This is a genomic window from Mycolicibacterium arabiense (assembly GCF_010731815.2).
Taxonomy (GTDB): domain Bacteria; phylum Actinomycetota; class Actinomycetes; order Mycobacteriales; family Mycobacteriaceae; genus Mycobacterium; species Mycobacterium arabiense.
Genome location: NZ_AP022593.1, coordinates 1,539,784 through 1,562,877, shown reverse-complemented (window position 1 = coordinate 1,562,877; position 23,094 = coordinate 1,539,784). Strand labels below are relative to the sequence as shown.

Genomic DNA, 23,094 nt, shown 5'->3' with positions numbered 1-23,094 from the left:
GCGTTTCGCGTATGCGGTCGACCGCGTCCGGAACTAGGCGGTCGCCAGGGGGCTGCCGATGTGATCGGCCGAGACCAGGGCGTCGTCGGCCAGCGACAACACCCACGTGCTGCCCTTGCGGTTGCGCGACTTGTCGGGCTTCACCCCGTCGCGGTCGCACCACCAGGCGATCAGGTCGGGAATCACCTTGCCCTGCGTGCAGATCACCGGCGTGGAACCGCTCTTCGCGATCTCGAGGACGCGATGGCGTCCCGCGTCCGGATCCTCGGCGTAGGCCTCCTCGGTCACCGTCGGCTCGTCGGAGATCGGTGCGCCCAACTCCTGCGCCAGCGGCTCGAGCGTCTGATGGCAGCGCGTGCGCGACGCGGCGTACAGGTCGGTGGCGCCAAAGGCCAGCAGCTGCCCGACCAGTGATTCCGCCTGCGCGCGGCCCTTCTTGTCCAGGGGCCGCTTGCGGTCGTCACCCTTGTAACGCGACTTGCTGCCTGCCACGCCGTGGCGGACGATCAGCACGGTACGGGTGTCGGCCGGATGCTTGGCGAAGCGGCGCAGCACCTTCCGGTCGTGCGGGTACTGCAGTCGCTTCATCGCGTCGCCGACGGGCAGCCACAGCAGCTGGTCGACTTCGTCATTCGGCTCGAAGCCGCCGCCCACCGCACGCGCGGCCCAGTACCGCACCTTCTTGGTGCCCTGCTCGACGGGATAGGAGATCGACGCCAACCGCCTGCCCAGCTCCGCGGCGAAACCGGTCTCCTCCTCGACTTCGCGCACGGCCGCGATCGGTTCGGTCTCGCCCGGGTCGACCTTCCCCTTCGGCAGCGACCAGTCGTCGTACCTCGGGCGGTGGACGACGGCGACCTCGAGCGGTCCATCGCCGTCGTCACGCCACAGCACGGCCCCTGCGGCGAGCACCGTCTGGCGGCCGTCGCGCTTGCCGGACGTCGGACTCTTCTTCGACACCTCAACTCCTGCAGGTCATCAGAGGAACACGGACGCCTCAGTGGTGACGATGGCGCTCCATCAGTGACACCTGATGGTCGCGCACCGTCTCACCTTCGTGCGGCAGAGCCGTCCAGCGTCCGTCGGCGCCGAGTTCCCAACACCTGGTGGCGGGATCCATGGCGGAGGTGAAGACGTCGTCCAATTGCGACGACAGCCTCGGATCCTTGACCTGTGCCATCACCTCGACGCGGCGGTCGAGATTACGATGCATCATGTCGGCACTGCCGATCCAGAACTCGTCGATGGCGCGGAAGTGAATGATTCGCGAGTGCTCGAGGAACCGGCCGAGGATCGAACGCACGACGATGTTCTCCGAGAAGTTCTCCACGCCGGGCCGCAATGCGCAGATGCCGCGGACGACCACCTCGACCCGGACGCCTGCCTGCGACGCGCGATAGAGCGCGTCGATGACCTGTTCGTCGACCAGTGCGTTGGCCTTGAGTCGAATTCGGGCGTCCGCACCATCGCGGTGGGCGGCGATCTCGCGCTCGATGCGTTCGACGATCCCCCTGCGCACGCCATAGGGAGCGACGAGCAGGTTGCGGTAGGACACCTTGCGCGAGTAGCCCGTCAGCGAATTGAACAGATCGGTGAGGTCGGCGCCGATGTCGGGTGATGCGGTGAGCAGGCCCACGTCTTCATACAGGCGAGAGGTCTTCGGGTTGTAGTTGCCCGTTCCGATGTGGCAGTAGCGCCGGATCGTGGATCCCTCGCGCCGCACGACCAGACACGTCTTGCAGTGCGTCTTGAGCCCGATCAAGCCGTAGACGACGTGCACGCCCGCCTGCTCCAGCGCGCGCGCCCACTTGATGTTGGCCTGCTCGTCGAAGCGGGCCTTGATCTCGACGAGTGCGACGACCTGCTTGCCTGCCTCGGCGGCGTCGATGAGCGCGCTGACGATCGGCGAGTCGCCCGACGTCCGGTACAGGGTCTGCTTGATCGCCAACACATTCGGGTCGGCGGCCGCCTGCTCGATGAAGCGCTGCACGGTGGTCGAGAACGAGTCGTACGGGTGGTGCACGAGGACGTCGCCGTCGCGCAGCGTGGAGAAGATGCTCTTGGGGGTCTCGCGTTCGCCGAACGCCGGTGGGGTGGCGGGCACGAACGGCGGGTCCTTGAGTTCGGGCCGATCGACGCCGTACACCTGCCACAGCGCCGACAGGTCGAGCAGACCCGGCACCTCGATGACGTCACCGGGATGCACGTCGAGTTCGCGCAGCAGCAACTCGAGCATGTTCTCGGTCATGTCGCCTGCGATCTCGAGACGCACGGGGGAACCGAACCGGCGGCGCGCCAACTCGCGCTCGAGGGCCTGCAGCAGATCCTCGTCGCGGTCCTCCTCGACCTCGAAGTCGGCGTTGCGGGTGATCCGGAAGGCATGGTGCTCCACGATTTCCAGGCCGGGGAACAACACGTCGAGGAACGCCGAGATCAGTTCCTCCATGGGGAGGAACCGGACGCCGCCACCGTCGTCGTCGCGCGCCCGCAGCTCCACGAAGCGGTCCACGTTGTCGGGCACCTTGATTCGCGCGAAGTGCTGCGTCCCGTCGTCGGGGAGCTTGACGGTGATCGCGAGGTTCAGGCTCAGCCCGCTCACGAAGGGGAACGGGTGTGCGGGGTCGACCGCGAGCGGCGTGAGGACCGGGAACACCTGCTCGTGGAAGTAGGTCGACAGCCTCTCGCGCTCGTAGTCGTCGAGTTCGCTCCAGGTGACGATGACGATGCCGCGCTCGGCGAGGGCGGGCCGGACGAGTTCGCCGAACACGCTGGCATGCCGGGTGGCGATCTGCTGCGTGCGCTCGCCGATGCGGCGCAACTGCTCACGCGGGGAGAGTCCGTCCGCCGAACGAACCGACAGCCCCATCTCGTCGCGACGCTTGAGGCCCGCGACGCGCACCATGTAGAACTCGTCGAGATTCGAGGCGAAGATCGCCAGGAACTTGGCGCGTTCCAGCAGCGGCAGCGACGGGTCCGCGGCCAGCGCGAGCACCCGGGCATTGAAGTCGAGCCAACTCAGTTCGCGATTGAGATAGCGATCGTCGGGCAGCGGTTCGGGCTGGTTCGGGTCGGCCGCACCGGGCGTGGCCGCCGGTGGCACGTTGGGCCTCGTGTTTCCCGACGTCCACTCGGCGTCAGCTGTTCGAGTCTCGGCTTCGGTCACACAACAGATCATCCACCATCGGCGGGCGCCGGTGCTAGGCGGCAGAGGTCACCGGTCGGTGTCGGGAGCCTCGATGTCGGCGACCGTCTGCTTGGTCGCGATGCCCACGCCGAGTCGCAGCGCGGCGGCGAGGTCGTCCGGGGTGTCGATGTCACACCGCAGCCCCGGCCACTCCCTGGTGAGCGCTACCGCGCCCGAATCTTCATGTCGCCGTGTCGATTCCAGTCCGAACCGAGGATCGAGTGGAACGCCGAACGCGAAGAGCGCGGCGGTACCGGTGCCGTGACGATCGCTGACGAAGCTGCGCTCGTTGGCTCGCGCGGCCGAAAGTGCTTGCGCCAATTCGCGCGGCTGCAGGGCAGGAAGGTCACCTTGGAGCACCGCGACGTTGCCCGCCGTTTCCCGTACGTACACCTCGGCGGCCCGCAGTGCTGCGTTGAGCGGATCCGGGTGGCCGGCCGGTGTCGGATCGGCCAGCACCCGAGCGCCGACGTCACGGGCCGCATCAGCCGCGAGGTCGTCGGGGGTGACCACGGTGATCGACGTGATGGCGGGCACGGCGGAGGCAGCGGTGATCGTGTCGGCCAACATCGAGAGCACCAGCGCGGCGCGGGAGGGGGCGGGGAACATCGGGGCGAGCCTGGTCTTCGCCGCGGCAAGCCGCTTGACCGCGATGATCAGCCCGACGTCGGTCGAGGGGCGGGCCGGGTTGCCGCTCATGTCTGCCATCCTGCCAGCAGCAGGGCTGTGGTGAGCGCTCACGCGAAGAGCAACGAGCTGGGGCTAGATTTGTTCCCGTGGTCAACGCGGCGGTAATGGGTGCTGGTGCCTGGGGCACGGCACTGGCCAAGGTCCTGGCGGACGCGGGCAACGACGTCACGTTGTGGGCGCGGCGCTCCGAACTCGCCGATGAGATCAACGACACCCACCGCAACGCGAGCCGCCTCGGCGACGCCGAGCTGCCGAAGACCATCCGGGCCACCAGCGATGCCCGCGAGGCGCTGACCGGCGCCTGCACCGTTCTGCTTGCCGTGCCGTCGCAGACGTTGCGTGCCAATCTCGAGGGCTGGGCGGGGCACATCGACGACGAGGCGACCCTGGTCAGCGTCGCCAAGGGCATCGAACTCGACACCCTGCTGCGCATGAGCCAGGTGATCGAACAGGTCACCAATGCCAACCCGGCACGCATCGCGGTGGTGACGGGGCCGAACCTGGCGAGCGAGATCGCCGACGAGCAGCCTGCAGCGACGGTCGTGGCGTGCACCGATTCGGGACGCGCGGTCGCACTGCAGCGCGCGTTCTCCACCGGCTACCTGAGGCCGTACACCAACGCCGACGTCATCGGCGCGGAGATCGGCGGCGCCTGCAAGAACGTCATCGCGCTGGCGTGCGGCATGGCGGCCGGCGTCGGGCTGGGCGAGAACACCGCTGCGGCCATCATCACCCGCGGCCTCGCCGAGATCATGCGGCTAGGAATCGCGCTCGGCGCCAAGGGCGCCACGCTTGCCGGGCTCGCCGGGGTCGGCGATCTGGTGGCGACCTGCACGTCACCGCAGTCGCGCAACCGGGCGTTCGGCGAACGCCTCGGCAAGGGCGGAACGATCCAGACGGCACTGGCGGCAGGGGGAGGTCACGTCGCCGAAGGCGTGACGTCGTCGCAGTCGGTGCTGGCGCTGGCCTCGAGCTACGACGTCGAGATGCCGCTGACCGACGCGGTGCACCGGGTGTGTCACCGGGGTCTGTCCGTCGAATCCGCGGTCGCGCTGCTGCTGGGCCGCAGCACGAAGCCGGAGTAGCAGCCGTGGACGGCCACTACGGCGACTCGACCAGGAGCGTGAAGGCCTCGGGTGCGCCCGCGGTCGCAGGCGAACCCGTCACGCCGCCACCCGTTCCCGCGGCCGCCTACCACCTGTCGGTCGACGAAGCCGCACCGATCGACTTCTACGGCCGTGCCTCCAACCCCACCTGGCGACGGCTCGAGTCGGCGCTCGCCGAACTGGAGGGAGCGACCTCGGCGTGCGCCTTCGGGTCGGGCATGGCGGCGATCACCTCGACGCTGCGGGTCCTCCTGCGGCCCGGCATGAAACTCGTCGTCCCGGCCGACGGGTACTACCAGACGCGCCGGTATGCCACCGAAAGCCTTGCCCCACTTGGCATCACGATCGTCGAGGCCGTCGCGGACGGCATGTGCGCCGCAGCCGCGGACGCCGACGTCGTCCTGGCGGAGTCACCGGTCAACCCGACGCTCGACGTGGTCGACCTGCACCGGCTCGCGTCGGTGTGCCGCGGACGCGGGTCGGTCCTGGTGGTCGACAACACCGCAGCAACGCCGTTCGGACAGCGGCCATTGTCGCTCGGCGCCGACCTCGTCGTGGCCAGCGCCACCAAGGGCCTGTCCGGCCACAGCGACCTCGTCCTCGGGTACGTCGCGGGCAGCCGGCCCGACCTGATGGCCGGCGTCGAACGCGAAAGGCTGCTCGCCGGAGCCATCCTCGGGCCGTTCGAGGCGTGGCTCGCCCTGCGCAGTCTCGGCACCGCCGGGCTGCGCGTCGACCGGCAGTGCCAGAACGCGATGGCGGTCGCCTTGATGCTGCGCGGCCATCCCGCGGCCCGCGGCGTCCGCTATCCGGGGCTGCCGCAGGACCCGGCGCACGAAGTGGCGACCATCCAGATGAAGCGGTACGGAGGACTGGTCGCCGTCGAACTCGCCGACGCCGCGGCCGTCCACGCGCTCGTCGAGCGCAGCGACCTGCTGGTGGCTGCCACCAGTTTCGGCGGCATCCACACCTCGGTCGACCGCAGGGCCAGGTGGGGTGACCCCGTCAGCCCAGGATTCGCCCGGCTGTCGATGGGGATCGAGGACACCGACGACTTGCTCGCCGACATAGAGGAGGCGCTCGGTTGATGTGGTCCCGTAGCCTCTTCAGACTGTGACCGCCCGCACCCGAGTCGCCGTCGTCTACGGCGGACGCAGCTCCGAACACGCGATCTCGTGTGTCTCCGCAGGCAGCATCCTGCGCAATCTCGACCCCGAACGCTTCGAAGTGGTCGCGGTCGGCATCTCGCCGGAGGGGTCCTGGGTGCTCACCGACGGACGTCCCGAGACGCTGGCCATCACCGACGGCCGGCTGCCCGCCGTGAGCGGGTCCTCGGGCACCGAACTCGCCATGCCCGCCGATCCCGCTCGTCGCGGCCAACTGCTGTCACTCGAGGACGGTGCCGGTGAGCTGCTCGCGGCCGTCGACGTCGTGTTTCCCGTCCTGCACGGGCCGTACGGCGAGGACGGCACCATTCAGGGGCTGCTCGAGATGGCGGGCGTGCCGTACGTCGGCGCCGGCGTCCTGGCCAGCGCCGCCGGGATGGACAAGGAGTTCACCAAGAAGCTGCTGGCCGCCGAGGGGCTGCCGATCGGCGACCAGGTGGTGCTCCGCCGGGGTGAGCCCACCGTCGAACTCTCCGACCGCGAACGGCTCGGCCTGCCGGTGTTCGTCAAGCCCGCGCGCGGCGGGTCCTCGATCGGCGTCAGCCGCGTCACCGCGTGGGATCAGTTACCGACGGCCATCGACGGGGCCCGCCGACACGACCCGAAGGTCATCGTCGAGGCCGCGGTACCCGGCCGGGAACTCGAATGCGGCGTCCTCGAATTCCCGGACGGCTCGCTCGAAGCCAGCACCGTCGGCGAGATCCGGGTCGCAGGCGTGCGTGGCCGCGAAGACGGCTTCTACGACTTCGAGACGAAGTACCTCGACGACGCCGCCGAACTCGACGTACCCGCCAAGGTCGACGACGACGTCGCCGACGAGATCCGCCGACTCGCCATCCGCGCGTTCCGGGCGATCGACTGCCAGGGGCTGGCCCGCGTCGACTTCTTCCTCACCGACGACGGACCCGTGATCAACGAGATCAACACCATGCCCGGCTTCACCACCATCTCGATGTACCCGCGGATGTGGGCGGCCAGCGGCGTGGACTATCCGACGCTGCTGTCCACCATGGTCGAGACGGCGATCGCCCGCGGGACGGGTCTGCGCTAGCCGACCGGTGCCGGGTTGACCGGCACGGCGGGCATCGTGGCCGCCACCGCCTTCGAGACCACCTGGATGGGCGACGGACCCGAACCGTCGGGCAACGTCAGCGCGACGTAGACGGGGCGGTCGACGGTCACCCAGGTGCTGCGGCCCTGTTCGCCGACCCGGAACCAGCTGACGGCGTCGACGACCTGCACCGGAGCGCCCGCGACGAAGTCCACAGGGCGGTCGAGACCGCAGCGCAGGACGACGGCTTCCTGACTCGTGTTCGCAGACGCTTCGGCGCCGGTGTCGGGCTGCCACGCCGCCGCACCGGCCGGGGCGGGTTCGACGAGCGTGGCGCGGCGGTACTCACCGAGGTCACCAGGCAGCGCGTCGAGCAGCGCCCGGCACTCGTCGCCGCCCGCCTGCGGTGCAGGCATGGTGGCCAGCGCAACGGGTTGCGGCGTCTCGGGGGACTCCCGGACGGCGGCGACGACCAACAGCGCGATGACGGCGGCCGCCGCCACGGCCAGAGCCGCGATCAGGAAACCGCGTGGAGGGCCGTCGGGTTCGTCGAGTGGCTCGGGGTCGGTCACCCGAGCAATGCTAGGACTGCGCTGCGCCGGCGACGGGACAGGTCAGGGTGCGAGTGATTCCCGCGACCTTCTGCACGCTCGGCACGACCGTGGCCTTCAGCTCGTCGAGGGTTCCGGCGCCGATCCGCGCCACGACGTCGTAGGGGCCGGTGACGTACTCGGCCGACAGCACGCCGGCCAGACCGGCCAGCTGTTTGGCCACCACCTCCGCGCGGCCCACCTCGGTCTGAATCAGCATGAAAGCCTCGACCACCCGGTGTCTCCTCCGTCTCGCTGCATAGACTCGGCGCCGCAGGGCCCAAAGGTACCGCAGGTGGCGGCGGGGTTCAGGGCACGAACGGAGCACGCGGATGAGCGACGAGCGGCCCACGCTGGCCGGGCTCGGCGAGTTCGCGGTCATCGACGGATTGGTCGCGGGCCGCACGCAGTCCGCCAACGTGACGGTGGGTCCCGGCGACGACGCCGCCGTCGTGGTCACCGGCGACGGGCGGGTGGTCGTCTCGACCGACATGCTCGTCGAGGGCAGGCACTTTCGGCTCGACTGGTCCACCCCCCACGACGTCGGCCGAAAGGCGATCGCGCAGAACGCCGCCGACATCGAGGCGATGGGCGCGACGGCCACGGCGTTCGTGGTCGGCTTCGGGGCGCCCGGCGACACCGCGGCCGAGGCCGCGACGGCGCTGTCGGACGGCATGTGGGCGGAGGCGGCGCGTACCGGCGCGGGCATCGTGGGCGGGGACCTGGTCGCCGCCCCGCAATGGGTGATCTCGGTGACGGCGCTGGGTGACCTCGGTGGGCGGGCGCCGGTGCTGCTCGATGGCGCCCGGCCCGGTGACGTGCTCGCGGTGGTGGGTGACCTCGGACGGTCCGCCGCGGGATTCGAGCTGTGGCGCAACGACGTTCGCGGTTTCGACGAGCTGCGGGCGAGTCACCTGGTGCCGGAGTTGGCCTATGGGCAGGGTCCTGCTGCCGCCGACGCGGGTGCGACCGCGATGACCGACGTCTCCGACGGCCTGATCGCCGACCTCGGGCACGTGGCCCGGGCGTCCGGTGTCGGCATCGACGTGTCGACGTCGTCGCTGTCCGGCCGGCACGACGCGTTGCTCGCGGCCGCCGCGGCGACGGGCGTTGACCCGTGGGCATGGGTGCTCGGCGGTGGTGAGGACCACGCGCTCGTCGCCACGTTCCCGACGTCGCCGCCGGACGGCTGGCGTGTCATCGGGACGGTGGTCGACGGGCCTGCCCGGGTCCTGGTGGACGGCGCGGCGTGGGGTGGGGCGTCGGGCTGGCAGTCCTTCTAGCGCCGTCGGCTAGGTTCATTCGTCATGGCTGCCCGTCCCCTGAATGAGATCGTCGAGGCGGGCTGGGCCCGTGCACTGGAGCCCGTCGCCGAGCAGGTGGGCGCCATGGGCGAATTCCTGCGCTCGGAGATCGCGGCGGGGGAGCGCTACCTGCCCGCGGGCGAGAACGTGTTGCGCGCGTTCACGTTTCCGTTCGACGCGGTGCGCGTGCTGATCGTGGGACAGGACCCCTATCCCACGCCCGGTCACGCGGTCGGGCTGAGCTTCTCGGTGGCGCCCGACGTGCGGCCGATACCGCGCAGCTTGGACAACATCTTCAAGGAGTACGCCACGGATCTCGGACATCCCGCGCCGTCGACCGGTGACCTGACACCGTGGTCGCAGCGCGGGGTGATGCTCCTCAACAGGGTGCTGACCGTGCGCCCCGGCACGCCGGCGTCGCATCGCGGCAAGGGCTGGGAGGCCGTCACCGAACGCGCGATCCGCTCGCTCGTCGAACGCCCGCAGCCGCTCGTCGCGGTGCTGTGGGGACGCGATGCCGCAACGCTCAAGCCCATGCTGACCGGCGAGCGGTGCCGCACCATCGAGTCGGTGCATCCGTCGCCGCTGTCGGCGTCACGGGGATTCTTCGGGTCCCGGCCGTTCAGCCGGACCAACGAGCTGCTGGCCGAACTGGGTGCCGAGCCCATCGACTGGCAGCTGCCCTAGACGCCAAAAGCCGCCGAGACTGCTGGCAGATCGCGATTCAGCGTGAAAAGGCGATCTCGCCGCAGTCTCGGCGGTGAGGGTGGGGTCGAGGACTAGCCCCGCGAGACCTTGCCGGCCTTGAGGCACGACGTGCAGACGTTGATCCGCCGCTTGTTGCCACCGGGACGGTCGACGGCGCGCACCGTCTGGATGTTCGGGTTCCAGCGGCGGCTGGTCCGGCGATGGGAGTGCGAAACCGACTTGCCGAAGCCGGGGCCCTTTGCGCAGACATCGCATACGGCAGCCATGGAAAACTCCTCAATCAGTACTTGGGGGTCTGGATCTCCGCCGCGACCCGCGGCGACTCGATCCGACAACCCGACCAGAATACCGGCAGCCGCGGCGATCACCAAAATGGCATCCACGAGCCGATTGCCGCAGGGTGCTGTCGGCGCGAGTGGCTAGGCTTGCGGCCACCGAGAACGGTTGGAGGTGGGATGTCGGCTGCTGTGCTCGACGGGACCACCCTGCGAGTTTGGGCGCACGCCGCGGTCGACGGCCTGAGCGCTCACGCCGACGAGATCAACCGGCTCAACGTGTTCCCCGTCGCCGACGCCGATACGGGCACCAACATGCTGTTCACCATGCGGTCGGCCGCCACCGCTGCCGACCAGCCCGGCGTCGCGGCGGACGTCGTCGCGGTGTCGAGCGCGCTGTCCGAAGGCGCGCTGCACGGTGCGCGCGGCAACTCCGGGGTCATCCTCTCGCAGATCCTGCGGGGCCTGGCCGAGGTGACCGCCGACGCCGCTGACCAGCGCTCCGGCGACCTGACGGTCATCGACGCCGCGACGTTCGGCGCCGCCCTGCGCCACGCCGTCGGCCTGATCGCCGCGTCGGTCGGCGACGTCGTCCCCGGCACCATCGTGTCGGTGCTGCAGGCTGCGGCAGGCGCGGCCGAGGAACACGCGGAGGCGGCCGATCTGGTCACGACGCTGCGCGCCGCGTCCGACGCCGCGTCGGTGGCACTCGACCACACCCGCGACCAACTCGACGTCCTCACCGAGGCCGGCGTGGTCGACGCGGGCGGGCGTGGCCTGCTCGTCCTGCTCGACGCCCTGACCGAGGTGCTCACCGGGGACGCACCGCACCGCAGGCGCTACGAACCCGCGTCCGTCGGGGCGATCACCGCCGACGCGACACCGCCGCAGTTCGAGGTGATGTACCTGCTCGCGGGCTGCGACCACGCCGCCGTCGAGACGTTGCGCGCCCGCCTCGAACGACTCGGCGACTCCGTCGCCATCGCCTCGTCGGGCAGCGGCGAGCACTACTCGGTGCACGTCCACGCCGACGACGCGGGCGGCGCCGTCGAAGCCGCGCTGGACCTCGGCGCGCTGAGCCGCGTCCAGATCACCGCACTGTCCACGGGGCTGCGGCCACAGCCCGACCGCGCGGCACGCGACCGGGCGGTGTTGGCCGTCGTCGACGGCGGCGGCGCGCACGAACTGTTCGCGGGCGAGGGCGCCACCGTGGTGGTGCCCGACGCCGACTCGCCGGTGCGGGCCCAGCATCTGTTGCGCGCGCTCGTCGACACCGGCGCCGGTCAGGTGATGGTGCTCCCCAACGGCTACGTCGCCGCCGAGGAACTCGTGGCGGGCTGCACGGCGGCGATCGACCGCGGCATCGACGTCGTCCCGGTGCCGACGGGGTCGATGGTCCAGGGGCTCGCCGCGCTGGCGGTGCACGATCCCGCCCGCGCCGCGGTCGACGACGGCTACACGATGGCGCGCGCCGCCGCGAGCGCCCGGCACGGGTCGGTGCGGGTGGCCACCGAGGAAGCGTTGACCTGGGCCGGTACCTGCCGCCCGGGCGACGGTCTCGGCATCGCGGGCGACGAGGTGCTGATCGTCGGCGCCGACGTCGCCACCGCCGGGGCCGGTCTGATCGACCTGCTGTTGCTCTCCGGCGGCGAGCTGGTCACCGTGCTGACCGGGGCCGACGTCGACGCGGGCGTCGGGGAGGCGCTGCGCGACCACGTCCACAGGGAGCACCTTGGCACCGAACTGGTCACCTATCACACCGGTCACCGGGGTGACGTGCTGCTGATCGGAGTGGAGTAGCCATGGCCGCGCTGACCGACCGCCTCGTCCACGTCATCGGCGCCAAGTCCGCGAAGCCGCTGGAGGAGCACCTCGGGCTGGTGACCGTCGACGACCTGCTGCGCCACTACCCGCGTGCGTACAGCAAGGGCGCCACGATCCTGGAGGACGGGGAGTCTCCGCCGTTCCTTCGGGAAGGCGACCACGTCACGTTCGTCGACGTGATCGAGAAGGCCGAGGCGAAGTGGACGAACAGGCAACCCAAGCGCGAGTTCCTCGTCATCACGCTGGCCGGCCGGAAGCCGAAGGTGACGGCCACCTTCTTCAACGCGAGGTACACCAAGCGGACACTGGTCGTGGGCACGCGGCTGATGCTCAGTGGCGTGGTCGGCTACTTCCGCAACGCGCTGCAGCTCACGCACCCCGCGTTCCTCATCCTCGAGGGCCCGCAGGCGGGCAAGGGGTCCAAGTCGCTGGCGAAGGTAGCCTCCACGACCGACGACGGCGAGGTCGACCTGTCGGTGTTCGAGCGGGACTTCTTCCCCATCTACCCGGCGACGGCGAAGGTCCAGAGCTGGGACGTCTATGCCTGTATCCGACAGGTCCTCGACGTCCTCGACCCCGTGGACGATCCGCTGCCCCAGTCCCTGAAGGACCAGTTCTATCTGTTCTCCCAGGACGAGGCACTGCGGGCGATCCACCTGACCGAGAACGAGGGTGATCGCGATCGCGCCCGCGAGCGTCTGGCGATGGACGAGGCCGTCGGCCTGCAGTGGGCGCTGATGCTGCGCAGGCACGGCGATCTCGCCGCCACGGGTCCGATCGCACCGGCGTGGGACGGGGGAATCGCGGCGGCGCTGCGCCGACAGCTGCCCTTCGAATTGACCGCCGGTCAGCGCGAGGTCCTCGAGGTGCTGACCGCCGAGCTGGCCTCGACCACGCCCATGCACCGCATGCTGCAGGGCGAAGTCGGGTCGGGCAAGACGATCGTCTCGGTGATCGCGATGGCGCAGATGGTCGACGCCGGATATCAGTGCGCCCTGCTCGCACCCACGGAAGTGCTTGCGGCACAACATGCCCGGTCCATTCGCGACGTACTCGGGCCGCTCGCGACGGCCGGTGAACTGGGCGGGGAGGACGGCGCCACCAGGGTGGCGCTGCTGACCGGGTCGATGACAGCGCCGCAGAAGCGGCAGGTGCGCCAGGAGATCGCCAGCGGGGAGGCGGGCATCGTCATCGGCACCCACGCCCTCATTCAGGATTCGGTCGAGTTCCAGAACCTCGGTCTCGTCGTCGTCGACGAGCAGCACCGCTTCGGAGTCGATCAGCGAGATCGGTTGCGAGCCAAGGCCAGCGGCGGTATCACACCGCACCTGCTGGTGATGACGGCCACGCCGATCCCGCGGACGGTTGCGCTGACCGTCTACGGCGACCTCGAGACGTCGACGCTGCGCGAACTGCCACGGGGGCGTCAGCCGATCTCGACCACCGCCATCTTCACCCGCGAGGAGCGGCACAAGAAGTGGCTGGGCCGGGCGTGGCAGCGGGTGCGCGAGGAGGTCGCCGCGGGACGGCAGGCCTACGTCGTCGCGTCGCGCATCGACGAATCGGAGAAGGACGGTGCCGCCCAGGCAGGCCCGCCTGCGGTGACGGTGCTCGAATTGCTCGAGGGGCTGAGCCACGGCGAGCTGGCCGGGCTGCGTCTCGGGCTCATGCACGGCCGCCTGTCGGGTGACGAGAAGGACGCGGTGATGACGGCGTTCCGGGCGGGGGAGATCGACGTCCTGGTGTGTACCACCGTGATCGAGGTCGGCGTCGACGTCCCCAACGCGACGGTGATGGTCGTGATGGACGCCGACCGGTTCGGCATCAGTCAGCTGCACCAGCTGCGGGGACGCATCGGCCGCGGACAGCACCCCAGCGTCTGCCTGCTCGTCACCAATCTGCCCGAGGCGTCGAAGGCAGGTGCGCGGCTCAAGGCGGTGGCGTCCACTCTCGACGGGTTCGCACTCGCCGACCTCGATCTGGCCGAACGCCGCGAGGGCGACGTGCTGGGCCTGACCCAGAGCGGGCGGCCGATCACGCTCAAGATGTTGTCGCTGGCAGAACATCGCAGCATCATCGAAGCCGCCCGTGAATTCGCCGAGCACGTGTACGAGACCGATCCGCGCCTCGTCGAACACCGCGGAGTCGAGACCCTCGCAGCGCCGTTCGTGGCCACCGAGGCCGTCGAGTACCTGGACAAGGCGTGAAGCGGGTCGCGTGGCTGGCGGCGGGTGTCGCGCTCGCAGTCCTCGTCGCCGTCCAGGTCACGTCGGCGGCGCGGCAGGACGCGCCGTTCATCGCGCGCGCCGAAGTACCGACCGTGGCTCCCGGCGTCGACGTGCTGGCAGGCGTCGTCGAGATACCGGTGCGCGTCCGCGCCCACGACTACCGCAGGGCGGCGTTCGGCGAGTCGTGGACCGACGACACCAGTGCACCGGGCGGCCGCAACGGCTGCGACACCCGCAACGACATCCTCGACCGGGACCTGATCGAGAAGACCTACGTGTCGATCAAGCGGTGCCCTACCGCCGTTGCGACCGGTGTGCTGCACGACCCGTACTCCAACGCGGTGATCGCCTTCACGCGCGGCAATCAGGTGGGTGCGGCAGTGCAGATCGACCACCTCGTGCCGCTCGCGCTGGCATGGGATCTCGGCGCGTTCGCCTGGCCCGAGGACCTGCGGGTGCGCTTCGCCAACGATCCGGCCAATCTGATCGCGGTGGCCGGTGCGGTCAACCAGGACAAGGGCGATGCGGAACCGGCCGACTGGATGCCGCCGAATCGGGCCTTCTGGTGCCAGTATTCGGTGCAGTTCGCCGAGGTGCTGCGCGGCTACGCGCTACCGATCGATCAGCGATCGGCGGTGGTGCTGCGCGATGCCGCGGCCACCTGCCCGGTGGGCTGAGCGCCGAGCGTCACCTTGGTCAGCCGGCACAGTTCCCTTTCGGCAGCTGGGTGCGATGGTCCCCGACCCAGTTGGCTAGCTGGTCCAGCATTGCAGTACCCGTAGCGAATGTGCCGTCGTTGGGCTTGGCGGCGACGGCTACACCGAAGGAATCGGGTCCGTCTCCGACCAAAGCGATCTGGCGGACTAGGTATCCACCATCCGCTTCCGGTCCCCATCCGCCCTTGGCCGCTACGCCTGTGTCACCGGCGAAGCCCCACTGCTGATCGGTTGCGATGTCAGCCATTTGGCCGAGTAGCGAGTCCACGGCCAAACAGGGCAAAGTGAAGGCGAAACGTGCCGCCTGTTCCAACGACCAGGTGGTTTGACCATAGGGGCTGTACGGGGGTCGGACCTGGGTCGTCTGTACGCCGACACCTGCGTTGTTGCCGTCTGCGAGAACCTGTTGCACCGCCGCCCCGGCATCGGTCGGCGTACCCAGGGAGTCCCACAGTTGATCGGCGGCGGCGTTGTCCGACTGCGTGATTGCCGCATCTACCAATGGCTCGGCTGCAGCGGGATCCTTTCGTATAGCGGCGATGGCCAGGGGCACCTTGATAGTCGACCATGCTGCCCCGGTCTGCCAGTTGCCGTACGTCATCGTCACGTCGCCAGCCGAGACCGCGACACCGACATCGGCTGGGAGGGTTGCCGCCAGTTGCTCGAAGCTTGGTTGGAGTTCGTCGAGAGGCAGCGGCGACGGAGGCGCTGCTGGAACCGGTATCGACCGCAGTGCCCTGACCGGAACCGCCGGCGGCGGTGAGTGAGGGGCGTCGTGTTCCGATCGGCCTTGCGCCACCACGATGAAGCCGGCAGCCACCACTCCGACGGCCACCGAGACCAAGGTCGCCTTAGTAGATGTAGACACGCGCGTTCTTCCCACCAGTGCACGTCACCCAATCATCGGTGCCATAGGTCGCGCATTCCATGACGAAATGGTCGCCCGAACATCGACCGCCGGTTGAACGGCACGAGACGGCGCCGAGCGCGTATACGGTTCTTGGCGCTGAAGACGGCGGTCCTGCTTCCCGAAACGCTTGTAAGACGTTCCGCGCGAACAGACAACTGGTCTCGACAGTGCCCCTACTGGACCGGCTGTACTGTCCGCCAGCGCCTGGGTATGCGATTCCACTCTCGCAGCTTTCATCGTTGGCGTCGACGCCCGGCACTGTGGGGGGCAGCCCGGCGGGACGGGTTTGAGGGTAGGACCGTGATGGAGGCGCAGACCCGGCAGGACGATCCGGCGCAGGGAGTCGCGTGAGAGTGGGATTGGCTGCAGTTGGTTCGGGGCTTGAGCCCTGCCCGACCATCATGCCGATGGCGATGCCACCAGCCGCCAAGAGCATGGCCACGGATACGGCGATGACAGCGGGTACCACCCACTTCTTCCGACTCGGCTCGACATTCGGCCTGACGAGGGAATCGGCAGTGGAGGTCGGAGTTCCGACTCGGGTGTGCTGCAGTCCGGTGGGCGCGAGGGTATGCGGTGCGGCCTGAGTCGCGTACGGATCAATTGTCGGAAAGGGTTGTGACGGTGACGGTGTACCCGTCGATGCCCTCCCTGCCGCTCGAGCGAAGGCTCCCGCGCTGCCGTAGCGGTCGTCGGGCTCCTTCGCCATCCCACGTTCCACGACAGGGTCGAAAAAGGCGGGCACTCTCGGGTTTACCGCACTGGGCCGCGGTGGCGGTGTGTATAAGTGTGCGGTGAGTAATTGCTGCATGCTGTCGGTGGCATAGGGGCTCTGCCCGGTAAGCGCCTCGTGCAGTACGCATGCGAGTGAGTACACGTCGGCAGCAGCCGTCGTCGGTTGGTTGTTCAGACGTTCGGGCGCCATGTAAGCCAGCGAGCCCACGGTCATCCCGGCTTGAGTGAGTCTAACGTCGCCGGTCTTCTCGGCGATGCCGAAGTCGAGCAGGTAGGCGAAGTCGTCCGAGGTAACGATGATGTTCTCTGGCTTGACGTCACGGTGGATGAGCCCGTCGGCGTGTGCCGCGTCGAGCGCACTGGCGATTTGACTGACAATGTGCACTACCCGATCTGGCGGCATCGGGCCGGACCTCAGCACCTTCCGGAGATCAGTGCCGCGCACCATGCGCATGTCGATGTACAGCGACCCGTCGATTTCACCCCAGTCGTGGATCGGGATGACATGCGGCTCTTGAAGTTGTGCTGCCGCATGCGCCTCGCGAGTGAAGCGGCTTCGGTAATCCGGGTCTCTCGAGAACTGCTCGATGAGAATCTTCAAAGCAACGACTCGACGCTTCTCGACGTCTCGCGCTTCGTAGACCTCACCCATGCCGCCACGACCAAGCAGGCTGACGATCTCGTACTTCCCGAATCGTTTACCGATCCGCGATACCCCCACCGGTTCCACCTCTAACCCCCAGGACTCACTTCCGACGGGACGGCGCCCCGACGATGATGAAACGCTCGAACGACGCCGCGAGGATTTCGTCCGCTCAATGGATTGCCCGCGTTCGCAGGTGCTCCGGAATGATCAATAGCGGTCAAAGCACTGCTCACTGCTGCTGTAAAGGCCTTCGCGGAACGCCTCGATCCGAGTAAAGCCAGCTGGAACGGTCGAGCCATCGACGGTGCTCGCCACAATGCCATTGACGAGAAGTCCGCCTACGGCTTCATCCATGTCGCCGGCTGCCAGCACGAGCGTCTGACCACTGGGGAGTTCGATCGGGTCGGCCATGGATCGTTGGGCGACTCCGGTGAGACACGCCGTTCGCAAGGCGGTTGAGGGTGCGTTCAATGGTTCGCCGCGGGCATGCTGGAGCGACAAGGTGTACCGCGACGTGACCAAGGACAGAGCAGTGTTGTCACCTTGCGGCAGCACATAATCGTCCCTGTCGGCCTGTACCGACATCTGTTCGAGAGCAGACAAATCCACCGATACGGTATTGGTGGAGGGGCAGTACGACGCTGAGGGGCTGGAAGCCGTCTCAGGACAATCTTCCGGGGTCATCGACAGGCCCGGAGGGCTTTGCGGTCGGAAGACTTTGTCCAACAACTCCATCAGGCTGACCAAGGTGTTCTGGTCGACCGTCATCTCACCCGATTGAACGTTCCCGTCTGGCTCCGTACCCAGAATCAGCGGCAAGTCACCACGACGCTGTGCTATCTCATCGAGATCAATCTCGGTGCACTTAACCGCGGCGGAGGTGAAACCCATCTGAAAAGCACTGACTCGGTCCAGAGCCGTACCGTGACCTTCCTCGATCATATCGGTTTGATCTGGGGTCAACACATCGTCGCGCGACGTAATCACCCCCGCCAGAATGCGGTTCAGACCGTCACCGGTGCTCAGTTCGAACCGATTCGAGTTCCCTTCCGCAACCCAGCGGGTGTAAGCCCCAGCGAAGCAGTCAGCCTGTTGCTCCTTGACAATCGTCTCAGTCAGGATGCTCGTCAAACCAGAGCTGTACTGCACCGCGTGCCCATACTCGTGTGCCACGAGCGCTGCGATTGACGCGTCGCCGAAGAAGCCACGACCAGTCGGTACCAGGAACCCCCTGTCCCACGCCATCGTGTCGGCAGGGAGGCAGTAGAGCGCATTGGGTTCGTCGTACAAATCTGCTCCGCAGACCTCGGGGCCATACGGGTCTTCGGAGTCGTAGGAAACGAGCGTTTCCACGGGTGAGAAGGATCCGTCAAAGGTTTGGGGATACGTCGATGCCCAGAACTGTTCGACATCATCGACGGCTGTTAGAACGAGCTGGTCAATGGAACCACCGTCGGAGTACTCGGCACTGCGCTGGGGCATCGGCGCGTCGCTGCGCAGCCCGCTCGGTCCGTCGGTGACGGGCAGTCCGCCAGCAAGGAACGCTGTTGAGAATTCGTCGGAAGGGGGTGGCGCAGTTGTCGGCGATGCGCAGCCCGTGAGCGACAGCACCACCATCAACACTCCGAGTACCTTCAGCGCATTCGACGAACTACCCACGCATTGCCTCGATCAGCCCAGCGCGTAGCTGGTCCCAAACCGACCTCTGGTCGGAACCTTTCAGCACTTCGATCGTCAAGATAGGTATGCCGCGGTCTCGGCCAACGAAAGATCCCAATGAGCCTGGCGTCGGCGCGATCGAACTCGACTCTTCGACTGGCAAACCGGTTGCGGCAGAGAATTTTTCTGCGATCTCGCGTGCGGGACCGTCGAAGTTCACGAATTGCCGTCCCGCCCACGAATGGGCGACGAGCACGAGGGCTGGGTTGATGCGATCAATAGCGCCAGCGAGCGCAATTGCTTCGGGCTGGGTCAACGGCTCGCCGCCGTTGGCGGTATTTCCGTAGTCGAAATTGCTTGCGGGAAAGTTACGGTTGACGTCCACGCCATTTGCGTTCTCACGTGTCCCAGCGCTGCGGCCGTCAGGGTTGACGTCTTCAATGATGGTCAGTGTGACAACGTCGACAAGCCCTGCCGCTGTGAACGCCGCCGGCAACTCATTCGTGGTGAGTGCCCCCTCGGGCTCGTCACCGTGTATGCCTCCGACGAATAGAACTCTGCGCGGACCGTGACCTACGGTGAGTTCACGGATTGGTGCGCCCTTCACGGACGTACCGATCACTTCCCACCCTGCTACGGCGGGCGCTAGTGAAGCGGCGGGGATAGGTGGCGTTGACGCAGCGTCTTTGATCGATGTCGGTGGCGGTGGGGGAGCGGCTGATGCGGTTTCGGAGTCACTGGCGCCGCATCCAACTGCTGACACTGCAGTGCTGAGTACGAATAGGGCAGACGCCAAGGACACACGCAATGGCCTTAGCACGCGGGAAGCCCGTACGACGTGACATCTAGATACACCGAGTTCACGTAAGCGCCGTTATTCAGCCGGTACCAAATAGCGCTCGATCCTCGTCCCTGGTTGGATTGAATGTCGCCGTACGTGAGGCACGCAACGGTGACGTTCGCGCCGTCCCGCAGTACGGATGGATACAAAGGTCCGGCCTGGATGTAGGGACTGACTCGCTGCTTCACTCCGCAGGACCCGCCTTCGTCGCAGGTGCCGACTATTAGTCCGCTCACGGATTCGGCTATTCGCTTAGTAGTAGGGATTGCCGTTGGTGCCGTTGGTGCCGTTGGTGCCGTCGGTGCGGGTGGCAGGGTCTGGGTGACCGTGACCGTCGGTTGCGGCTGAACAACCGTTGTCCGGGGAACCGTGTAGGTCGGTCTTGGAGGTGGTATCAGCGTGGGCCCCGGTGACGCCGTAGGTCCCGTCGGGCCATCCGCTTTTTGGCCCATCAAGAGAATGGTGACGACGCCCAATGCGCCGAGAACGAGCACCGCTATAACGCTGACCATGACCGGAAGCAGCCAGTGGCGCCTGGCGTGGGTTTGTACCTGGTGGTCGTCGGTCGGATCAGCAGTTCGCGCGCGAGTGACGGCGCCGTCCGTTATTGCGGAACGGGGTATCGGTGCGGCCATCGTCTGGGCGCTTGCCGCGGCAATGTGAGCGTCCTCTAACAACGCTCGCCGCGCGGCTTGAGTCAGCTCGCTCGCGGTTGCGTAGCGGTCGTGTGGGTCCTTCGCCATCCCACGAGAGATCACGTCGTCAAGCGCTGCCGGTACGCCAGCGTTGACAACGCTCGCCCGAGGCGGCGCGGCGGTGAGGTGCGATGTAATGAGCCGCTCATAACTGTCCGCATTAAACGGGGTACTACCAGTGAGCGTTTCGTAGAGTACGCAAGCCAGCGAGTAGATGTCGGCCGCAGGCGTAGTCGGTGCATCGGCGAAACGCTCGGGCGGCATGTAGGCAAGGGAGCCAATCTGCGTCCCGTCCATAGTCAGCCGCGCGTCACCCTTACTTTCGACGATGCCGAAGTCGACCAAGTAGGCGAAGTCGGCCGCGGTGACGATGATGTTCTGCGGCTTGACATCGCGGTGAATGAGCCCTGCACCGTGAGCTGCGTCAAGTGCGGCGGCCGTTTGCTCCATGAGGTTGACCGCGCGGTCGGGATCGAACGGACCATCTGCTAGCAAGTCGTAGATGGTCTTGCCTTCAACGAGTCGCATGTCGATGTAGAGGTTTCCGTCGGCCTCTCCCCAGTCGTGAATGGGGATGACGTGAGGCTCTTGCAGGATTGCTGCGGCATGCGACTCGCGAAGGAAACGCGCGCGGAAGCGATCGTCTTCAGCGAACTGCTCACGCAGGATCTTGAGGGCGACGACTCTGTTCTTCTCGGTATCGCGGGCTCGGTAGACCTCACCCATTCCGCCTCGACCCAGTAATGCCGTGAGTTCGTATCTTCCGAACGTCGTACCGACGCGCGAGTCGGTTTGGGTCACGCCAGGAGTTCTATCTTGCTGCGCATCGCTGTCTCTCGTGATGTCCGTTGTTGCTGACTCCGCACAGGGATCCATCAATAATTTGCTCAACTGCCCCGACAGCTGAGCGACAGCACCCCCACGGTGTCGTGAGCATAACGAAAAGTAGGCGCCAGCTAGGCCATTTTGGTTGCTGAGGCGGTGACCGCGCGGCGCCGGAACCTTGATCTGTGAAGTTGCACAACCCGGGCAGCTCAAGTCGGTGCCGCTAAGTAGTCGCGTTCAGCATTGGATCATGTAGCCGGGGTCTGTCGTGGTGTCCAACCACTTGCCGTAGGCGTCACCGCCGGCCGAGCGAACCGCCCCACATACCTGGCCGGTCGTGGTCCCGGCCGCCCGGTAGACCGCATATATCGGATTTCCTTCGTCCGAAGCTTGCCGTAGAGACGGACAACTTTGATCCGTCCTTAAATACGAAGCGCCGGGATGTAGGTTCAGCAGCCGTTGAATACCCGTCTCGTACTGCCCCGGTGTCGTGACGTTGCCAAGGACCACGATCCCCTGACCATTGCAGACTGGTGAACTCATGGGCGTCGCGAGCCCGAGGTCGCCGGGTGGTCGTGATGGCGGCAAGGTCCCCGACGGAACCCTATTCGAAGGTGGGATCTGCGTGATGGTCGGTGGGGGTTGCGTTTGCGTGACAGTCCGCGGAGGCCGAGACGGACCCATCGTTGGCTCAGGCGGCATCAAGGTTGGACTCGTCGGTCCTGCGGTCGGCGGCGCAATATCCGGTTGACCCAGACGCGCCCCGATGAACGCGACAAGGCCCACGACGATCAAGGCGGCGACACCGGCGGCAATCATGACGGCTGTCCGCGGCGTCCTACTGACGTCCTGCCGAGCAGTGTCGCTCGGCGTGGCGCGAGTTGGCGGGAGCGGTGGAGGAACGGGCATTGCCGCTTGCGTTGCGTCGGCGTATCCGGTCAGACCGATGCCTCCACCAGCCAATGCTGCCGCGAACTCGCGGCAGGAACCGAATCGTCGGTAGGGCTCTTTTGCCAGTGCCTTCGCAAGGACGTGATCGAACGCGGCCAGATCGGCGCGTGCAGTCTCCAAAGACGGGGGCGGTTGAGAGAGGTGATTTCCAATCACGACTGCGGGGCTCGAGTTACCAAAGGGCGGACCGCCGGTGAAGAGGTGATAAGCCGTGCAGGCCAGCGCGTACTGATCAGCACGGCCATCGAGTGGTCTCCCGGTCAATTGCTCCGGCGCGGCGTACGCGACGGAGCCGACCGTCATGTTGGTTGCCGTCAGCCCGCCCGCCTCGTTTGAGGCACGTGCGATACCGAAGTCGGCGAGCAGAATACGTCGGTCGCCGCTTCTCGGGTCGGTCAGCAGGATGTTCGCTGGCTTCACGTCGCGATGTAGCAGGTAGCGCTCATGGGCGTAGTCGAGTGCATCGGCGATGGCTGCCACGATCTCTAGCACGTCTGCCGGCGGCATACCGAGCGGGTATCTCGCCCGCATCAGCTGGGCGGCATCAGTGCCCTCGACATAGTCCATCGTGATCCAAAGCTGACCGTCGTCCTCGCCCCGGTCGTGGATCGCAACGATGTGAGGATGCCAAAGTGAGGCGGCTATGTCGGCTTCGCGCGCGAACCGCTGTCGGTACTCCGTATCGGCGCTCACACCAGCCGGGAGGATTTTCAGCGCCTCCCGGCGGGGCAACCGGGGATGCCGCACGAGGTAGACCTCGCCCATTCCCCCAGTTCCCAGTAAACGCTCGATGGTGTAACCAGCAAATTCCGCACCATCGGCAATGGGCATGGGAGTGATCGTACAAAAGGAACGGCTTCTGGGCGCCAGAACGATGTAGGCGTTTGCCGTACGACCTGACGCCACCGTTCCGTATGGTGACCGTCATGGACGTACCTCCGCCCAACCGCAACGACGGACGCCGAGAGATGATGAGTCGCCGCCAGTTGC

General features: G+C 67.3%; 20 protein-coding genes. 8 read left to right on the top strand and 12 right to left on the bottom strand.

Annotated features, from left to right (window positions below; translation table 11 throughout):
• Positions 1-33: 33 nt before the first annotated feature.
• Genes mutT1 through cofC form a run of 3 tightly spaced genes read right to left on the bottom strand, consistent with a single transcriptional unit; the run spans position 34 to position 3,883 of the window.
• On the bottom strand, positions 34-960 hold the full coding sequence (mutT1, locus tag G6N61_RS09180) for an 8-oxo-(d)GTP phosphatase MutT1 (protein WP_163918240.1): 927 nt from the start codon (positions 958-960) through the stop codon (positions 34-36).
• 37 nt (positions 961-997) lie between these two features.
• A complete protein-coding gene (locus tag G6N61_RS09175) occupies positions 998-3,175 on the bottom strand; it encodes an RNA degradosome polyphosphate kinase (RefSeq protein ID WP_163918239.1) in 2,178 nt (725 codons plus the stop codon).
• A gap of 36 nt (positions 3,176-3,211) precedes the next feature.
• Positions 3,212-3,883 carry a 2-phospho-L-lactate guanylyltransferase gene (cofC, locus tag G6N61_RS09170; RefSeq protein WP_163918238.1) on the bottom strand — a complete coding sequence of 224 codons (672 nt, stop codon included), beginning with the start codon at positions 3,881-3,883 and terminating at the stop codon, positions 3,212-3,214.
• A gap of 77 nt (positions 3,884-3,960) precedes the next feature.
• Here cofC and G6N61_RS09165 point away from each other — a divergent pair, with 77 nt between their 5' ends.
• Genes G6N61_RS09165 through G6N61_RS09155 form a run of 3 tightly spaced genes read left to right on the top strand, consistent with a single transcriptional unit; the run spans position 3,961 to position 7,197 of the window.
• The gene (locus G6N61_RS09165) at positions 3,961-4,959 is read left to right on the top strand and encodes an NAD(P)H-dependent glycerol-3-phosphate dehydrogenase (RefSeq protein ID WP_163918237.1); all 999 of its coding nucleotides are present in this window, start codon (positions 3,961-3,963) and stop codon (positions 4,957-4,959) included.
• 5 nt (positions 4,960-4,964) lie between these two features.
• Positions 4,965-6,068: a cystathionine gamma-lyase gene (locus G6N61_RS09160; RefSeq protein ID WP_163918236.1), complete on the top strand. Its 1,104-nt coding sequence runs from the start codon at positions 4,965-4,967 to the stop codon at positions 6,066-6,068.
• A gap of 25 nt (positions 6,069-6,093) precedes the next feature.
• Entirely contained in the window at positions 6,094-7,197 is a 1,104-nt protein-coding gene (locus G6N61_RS09155) for a D-alanine--D-alanine ligase family protein (protein ID WP_163918235.1), read from the top strand.
• On the opposite strand, the gene G6N61_RS09150 is transcribed toward G6N61_RS09155, so the two are convergent.
• Positions 7,194-7,769 (bottom strand): DUF3515 domain-containing protein, encoded by a 576-nt coding sequence (locus G6N61_RS09150; RefSeq protein WP_163918234.1) that lies wholly within the window; start codon positions 7,767-7,769, stop codon positions 7,194-7,196. The two genes, G6N61_RS09155 and G6N61_RS09150, sit on opposite strands and share 4 nt — an antisense overlap.
• 10 nt (positions 7,770-7,779) lie before the next feature.
• On the bottom strand, positions 7,780-8,022 hold the full coding sequence (locus tag G6N61_RS09145) for an Lrp/AsnC ligand binding domain-containing protein (protein ID WP_163918233.1): 243 nt from the start codon (positions 8,020-8,022) through the stop codon (positions 7,780-7,782).
• 97 nt (positions 8,023-8,119) lie between these two features.
• On the opposite strand from G6N61_RS09145, the gene G6N61_RS09140 reads away from it, so the two are divergent.
• A complete protein-coding gene (locus G6N61_RS09140) occupies positions 8,120-9,070 on the top strand; it encodes a thiamine-phosphate kinase (RefSeq protein WP_163918232.1) in 951 nt (316 codons plus the stop codon).
• 24 nt (positions 9,071-9,094) lie between these two features.
• A complete protein-coding gene (locus G6N61_RS09135; RefSeq protein WP_163918231.1) occupies positions 9,095-9,778 on the top strand; it encodes a uracil-DNA glycosylase in 684 nt (227 codons plus the stop codon).
• Between the two features lie 92 nt (positions 9,779-9,870).
• Here the strand turns inward: G6N61_RS09135 and rpmB are convergent, their stop codons facing one another.
• Positions 9,871-10,065, bottom strand: coding sequence for a 50S ribosomal protein L28 (rpmB, locus tag G6N61_RS09130; RefSeq protein ID WP_163918230.1), 195 nt, complete (start codon positions 10,063-10,065; stop codon positions 9,871-9,873).
• Between the two features lie 189 nt (positions 10,066-10,254).
• Between rpmB and G6N61_RS09125 the strand changes: the two genes are divergently transcribed.
• From G6N61_RS09125 to G6N61_RS09115, 3 genes are read left to right on the top strand one after another with little or no spacing between them, the layout of a single operon-like run.
• The gene (locus G6N61_RS09125) at positions 10,255-11,874 is read left to right on the top strand and encodes a fatty acid kinase ATP-binding subunit FakA (protein WP_163918229.1); all 1,620 of its coding nucleotides are present in this window, start codon (positions 10,255-10,257) and stop codon (positions 11,872-11,874) included.
• A gap of 2 nt (positions 11,875-11,876) precedes the next feature.
• Positions 11,877-14,105, top strand: coding sequence for an ATP-dependent DNA helicase RecG (gene recG / locus G6N61_RS09120; protein ID WP_163918228.1), 2,229 nt, complete (start codon positions 11,877-11,879; stop codon positions 14,103-14,105).
• Positions 14,102-14,803 carry an HNH endonuclease family protein gene (locus tag G6N61_RS09115; RefSeq protein WP_163918227.1) on the top strand — a complete coding sequence of 234 codons (702 nt, stop codon included), beginning with the start codon at positions 14,102-14,104 and terminating at the stop codon, positions 14,801-14,803. The genes recG and G6N61_RS09115 overlap by 4 nt, the downstream gene beginning before the upstream one ends.
• Before the next feature lie 19 nt (positions 14,804-14,822).
• Here the strand turns inward: G6N61_RS09115 and G6N61_RS09110 are convergent, their stop codons facing one another.
• From G6N61_RS09110 to G6N61_RS09085, 6 genes are all read right to left on the bottom strand, one after another.
• Positions 14,823-15,677, bottom strand: coding sequence for a serine hydrolase (locus G6N61_RS09110; RefSeq protein ID WP_163918226.1), 855 nt, complete (start codon positions 15,675-15,677; stop codon positions 14,823-14,825).
• Between the two features lie 16 nt (positions 15,678-15,693).
• Complete coding sequence (locus G6N61_RS09105; protein WP_235887463.1) at positions 15,694-17,208, bottom strand: serine/threonine-protein kinase; 1,515 nt, start codon at positions 17,206-17,208, stop codon at positions 15,694-15,696.
• 132 nt (positions 17,209-17,340) lie between these two features.
• The gene (locus G6N61_RS09100; protein WP_163924705.1) at positions 17,341-18,750 is read right to left on the bottom strand and encodes a neutral zinc metallopeptidase; all 1,410 of its coding nucleotides are present in this window, start codon (positions 18,748-18,750) and stop codon (positions 17,341-17,343) included.
• 34 nt (positions 18,751-18,784) lie between these two features.
• Positions 18,785-19,555 (bottom strand): M14 family zinc carboxypeptidase, encoded by a 771-nt coding sequence (locus tag G6N61_RS09095; protein ID WP_407666416.1) that lies wholly within the window; start codon positions 19,553-19,555, stop codon positions 18,785-18,787.
• A 50-nt stretch (positions 19,556-19,605) separates the two neighbouring features.
• Complete coding sequence (locus G6N61_RS09090) at positions 19,606-21,129, bottom strand: serine/threonine-protein kinase (RefSeq protein ID WP_235887462.1); 1,524 nt, start codon at positions 21,127-21,129, stop codon at positions 19,606-19,608.
• Between the two features lie 261 nt (positions 21,130-21,390).
• Positions 21,391-22,935, bottom strand: coding sequence for a serine/threonine-protein kinase (locus tag G6N61_RS09085; RefSeq protein ID WP_163918224.1), 1,545 nt, complete (start codon positions 22,933-22,935; stop codon positions 21,391-21,393).
• Positions 22,936-23,094: the final 159 nt, after the last annotated feature.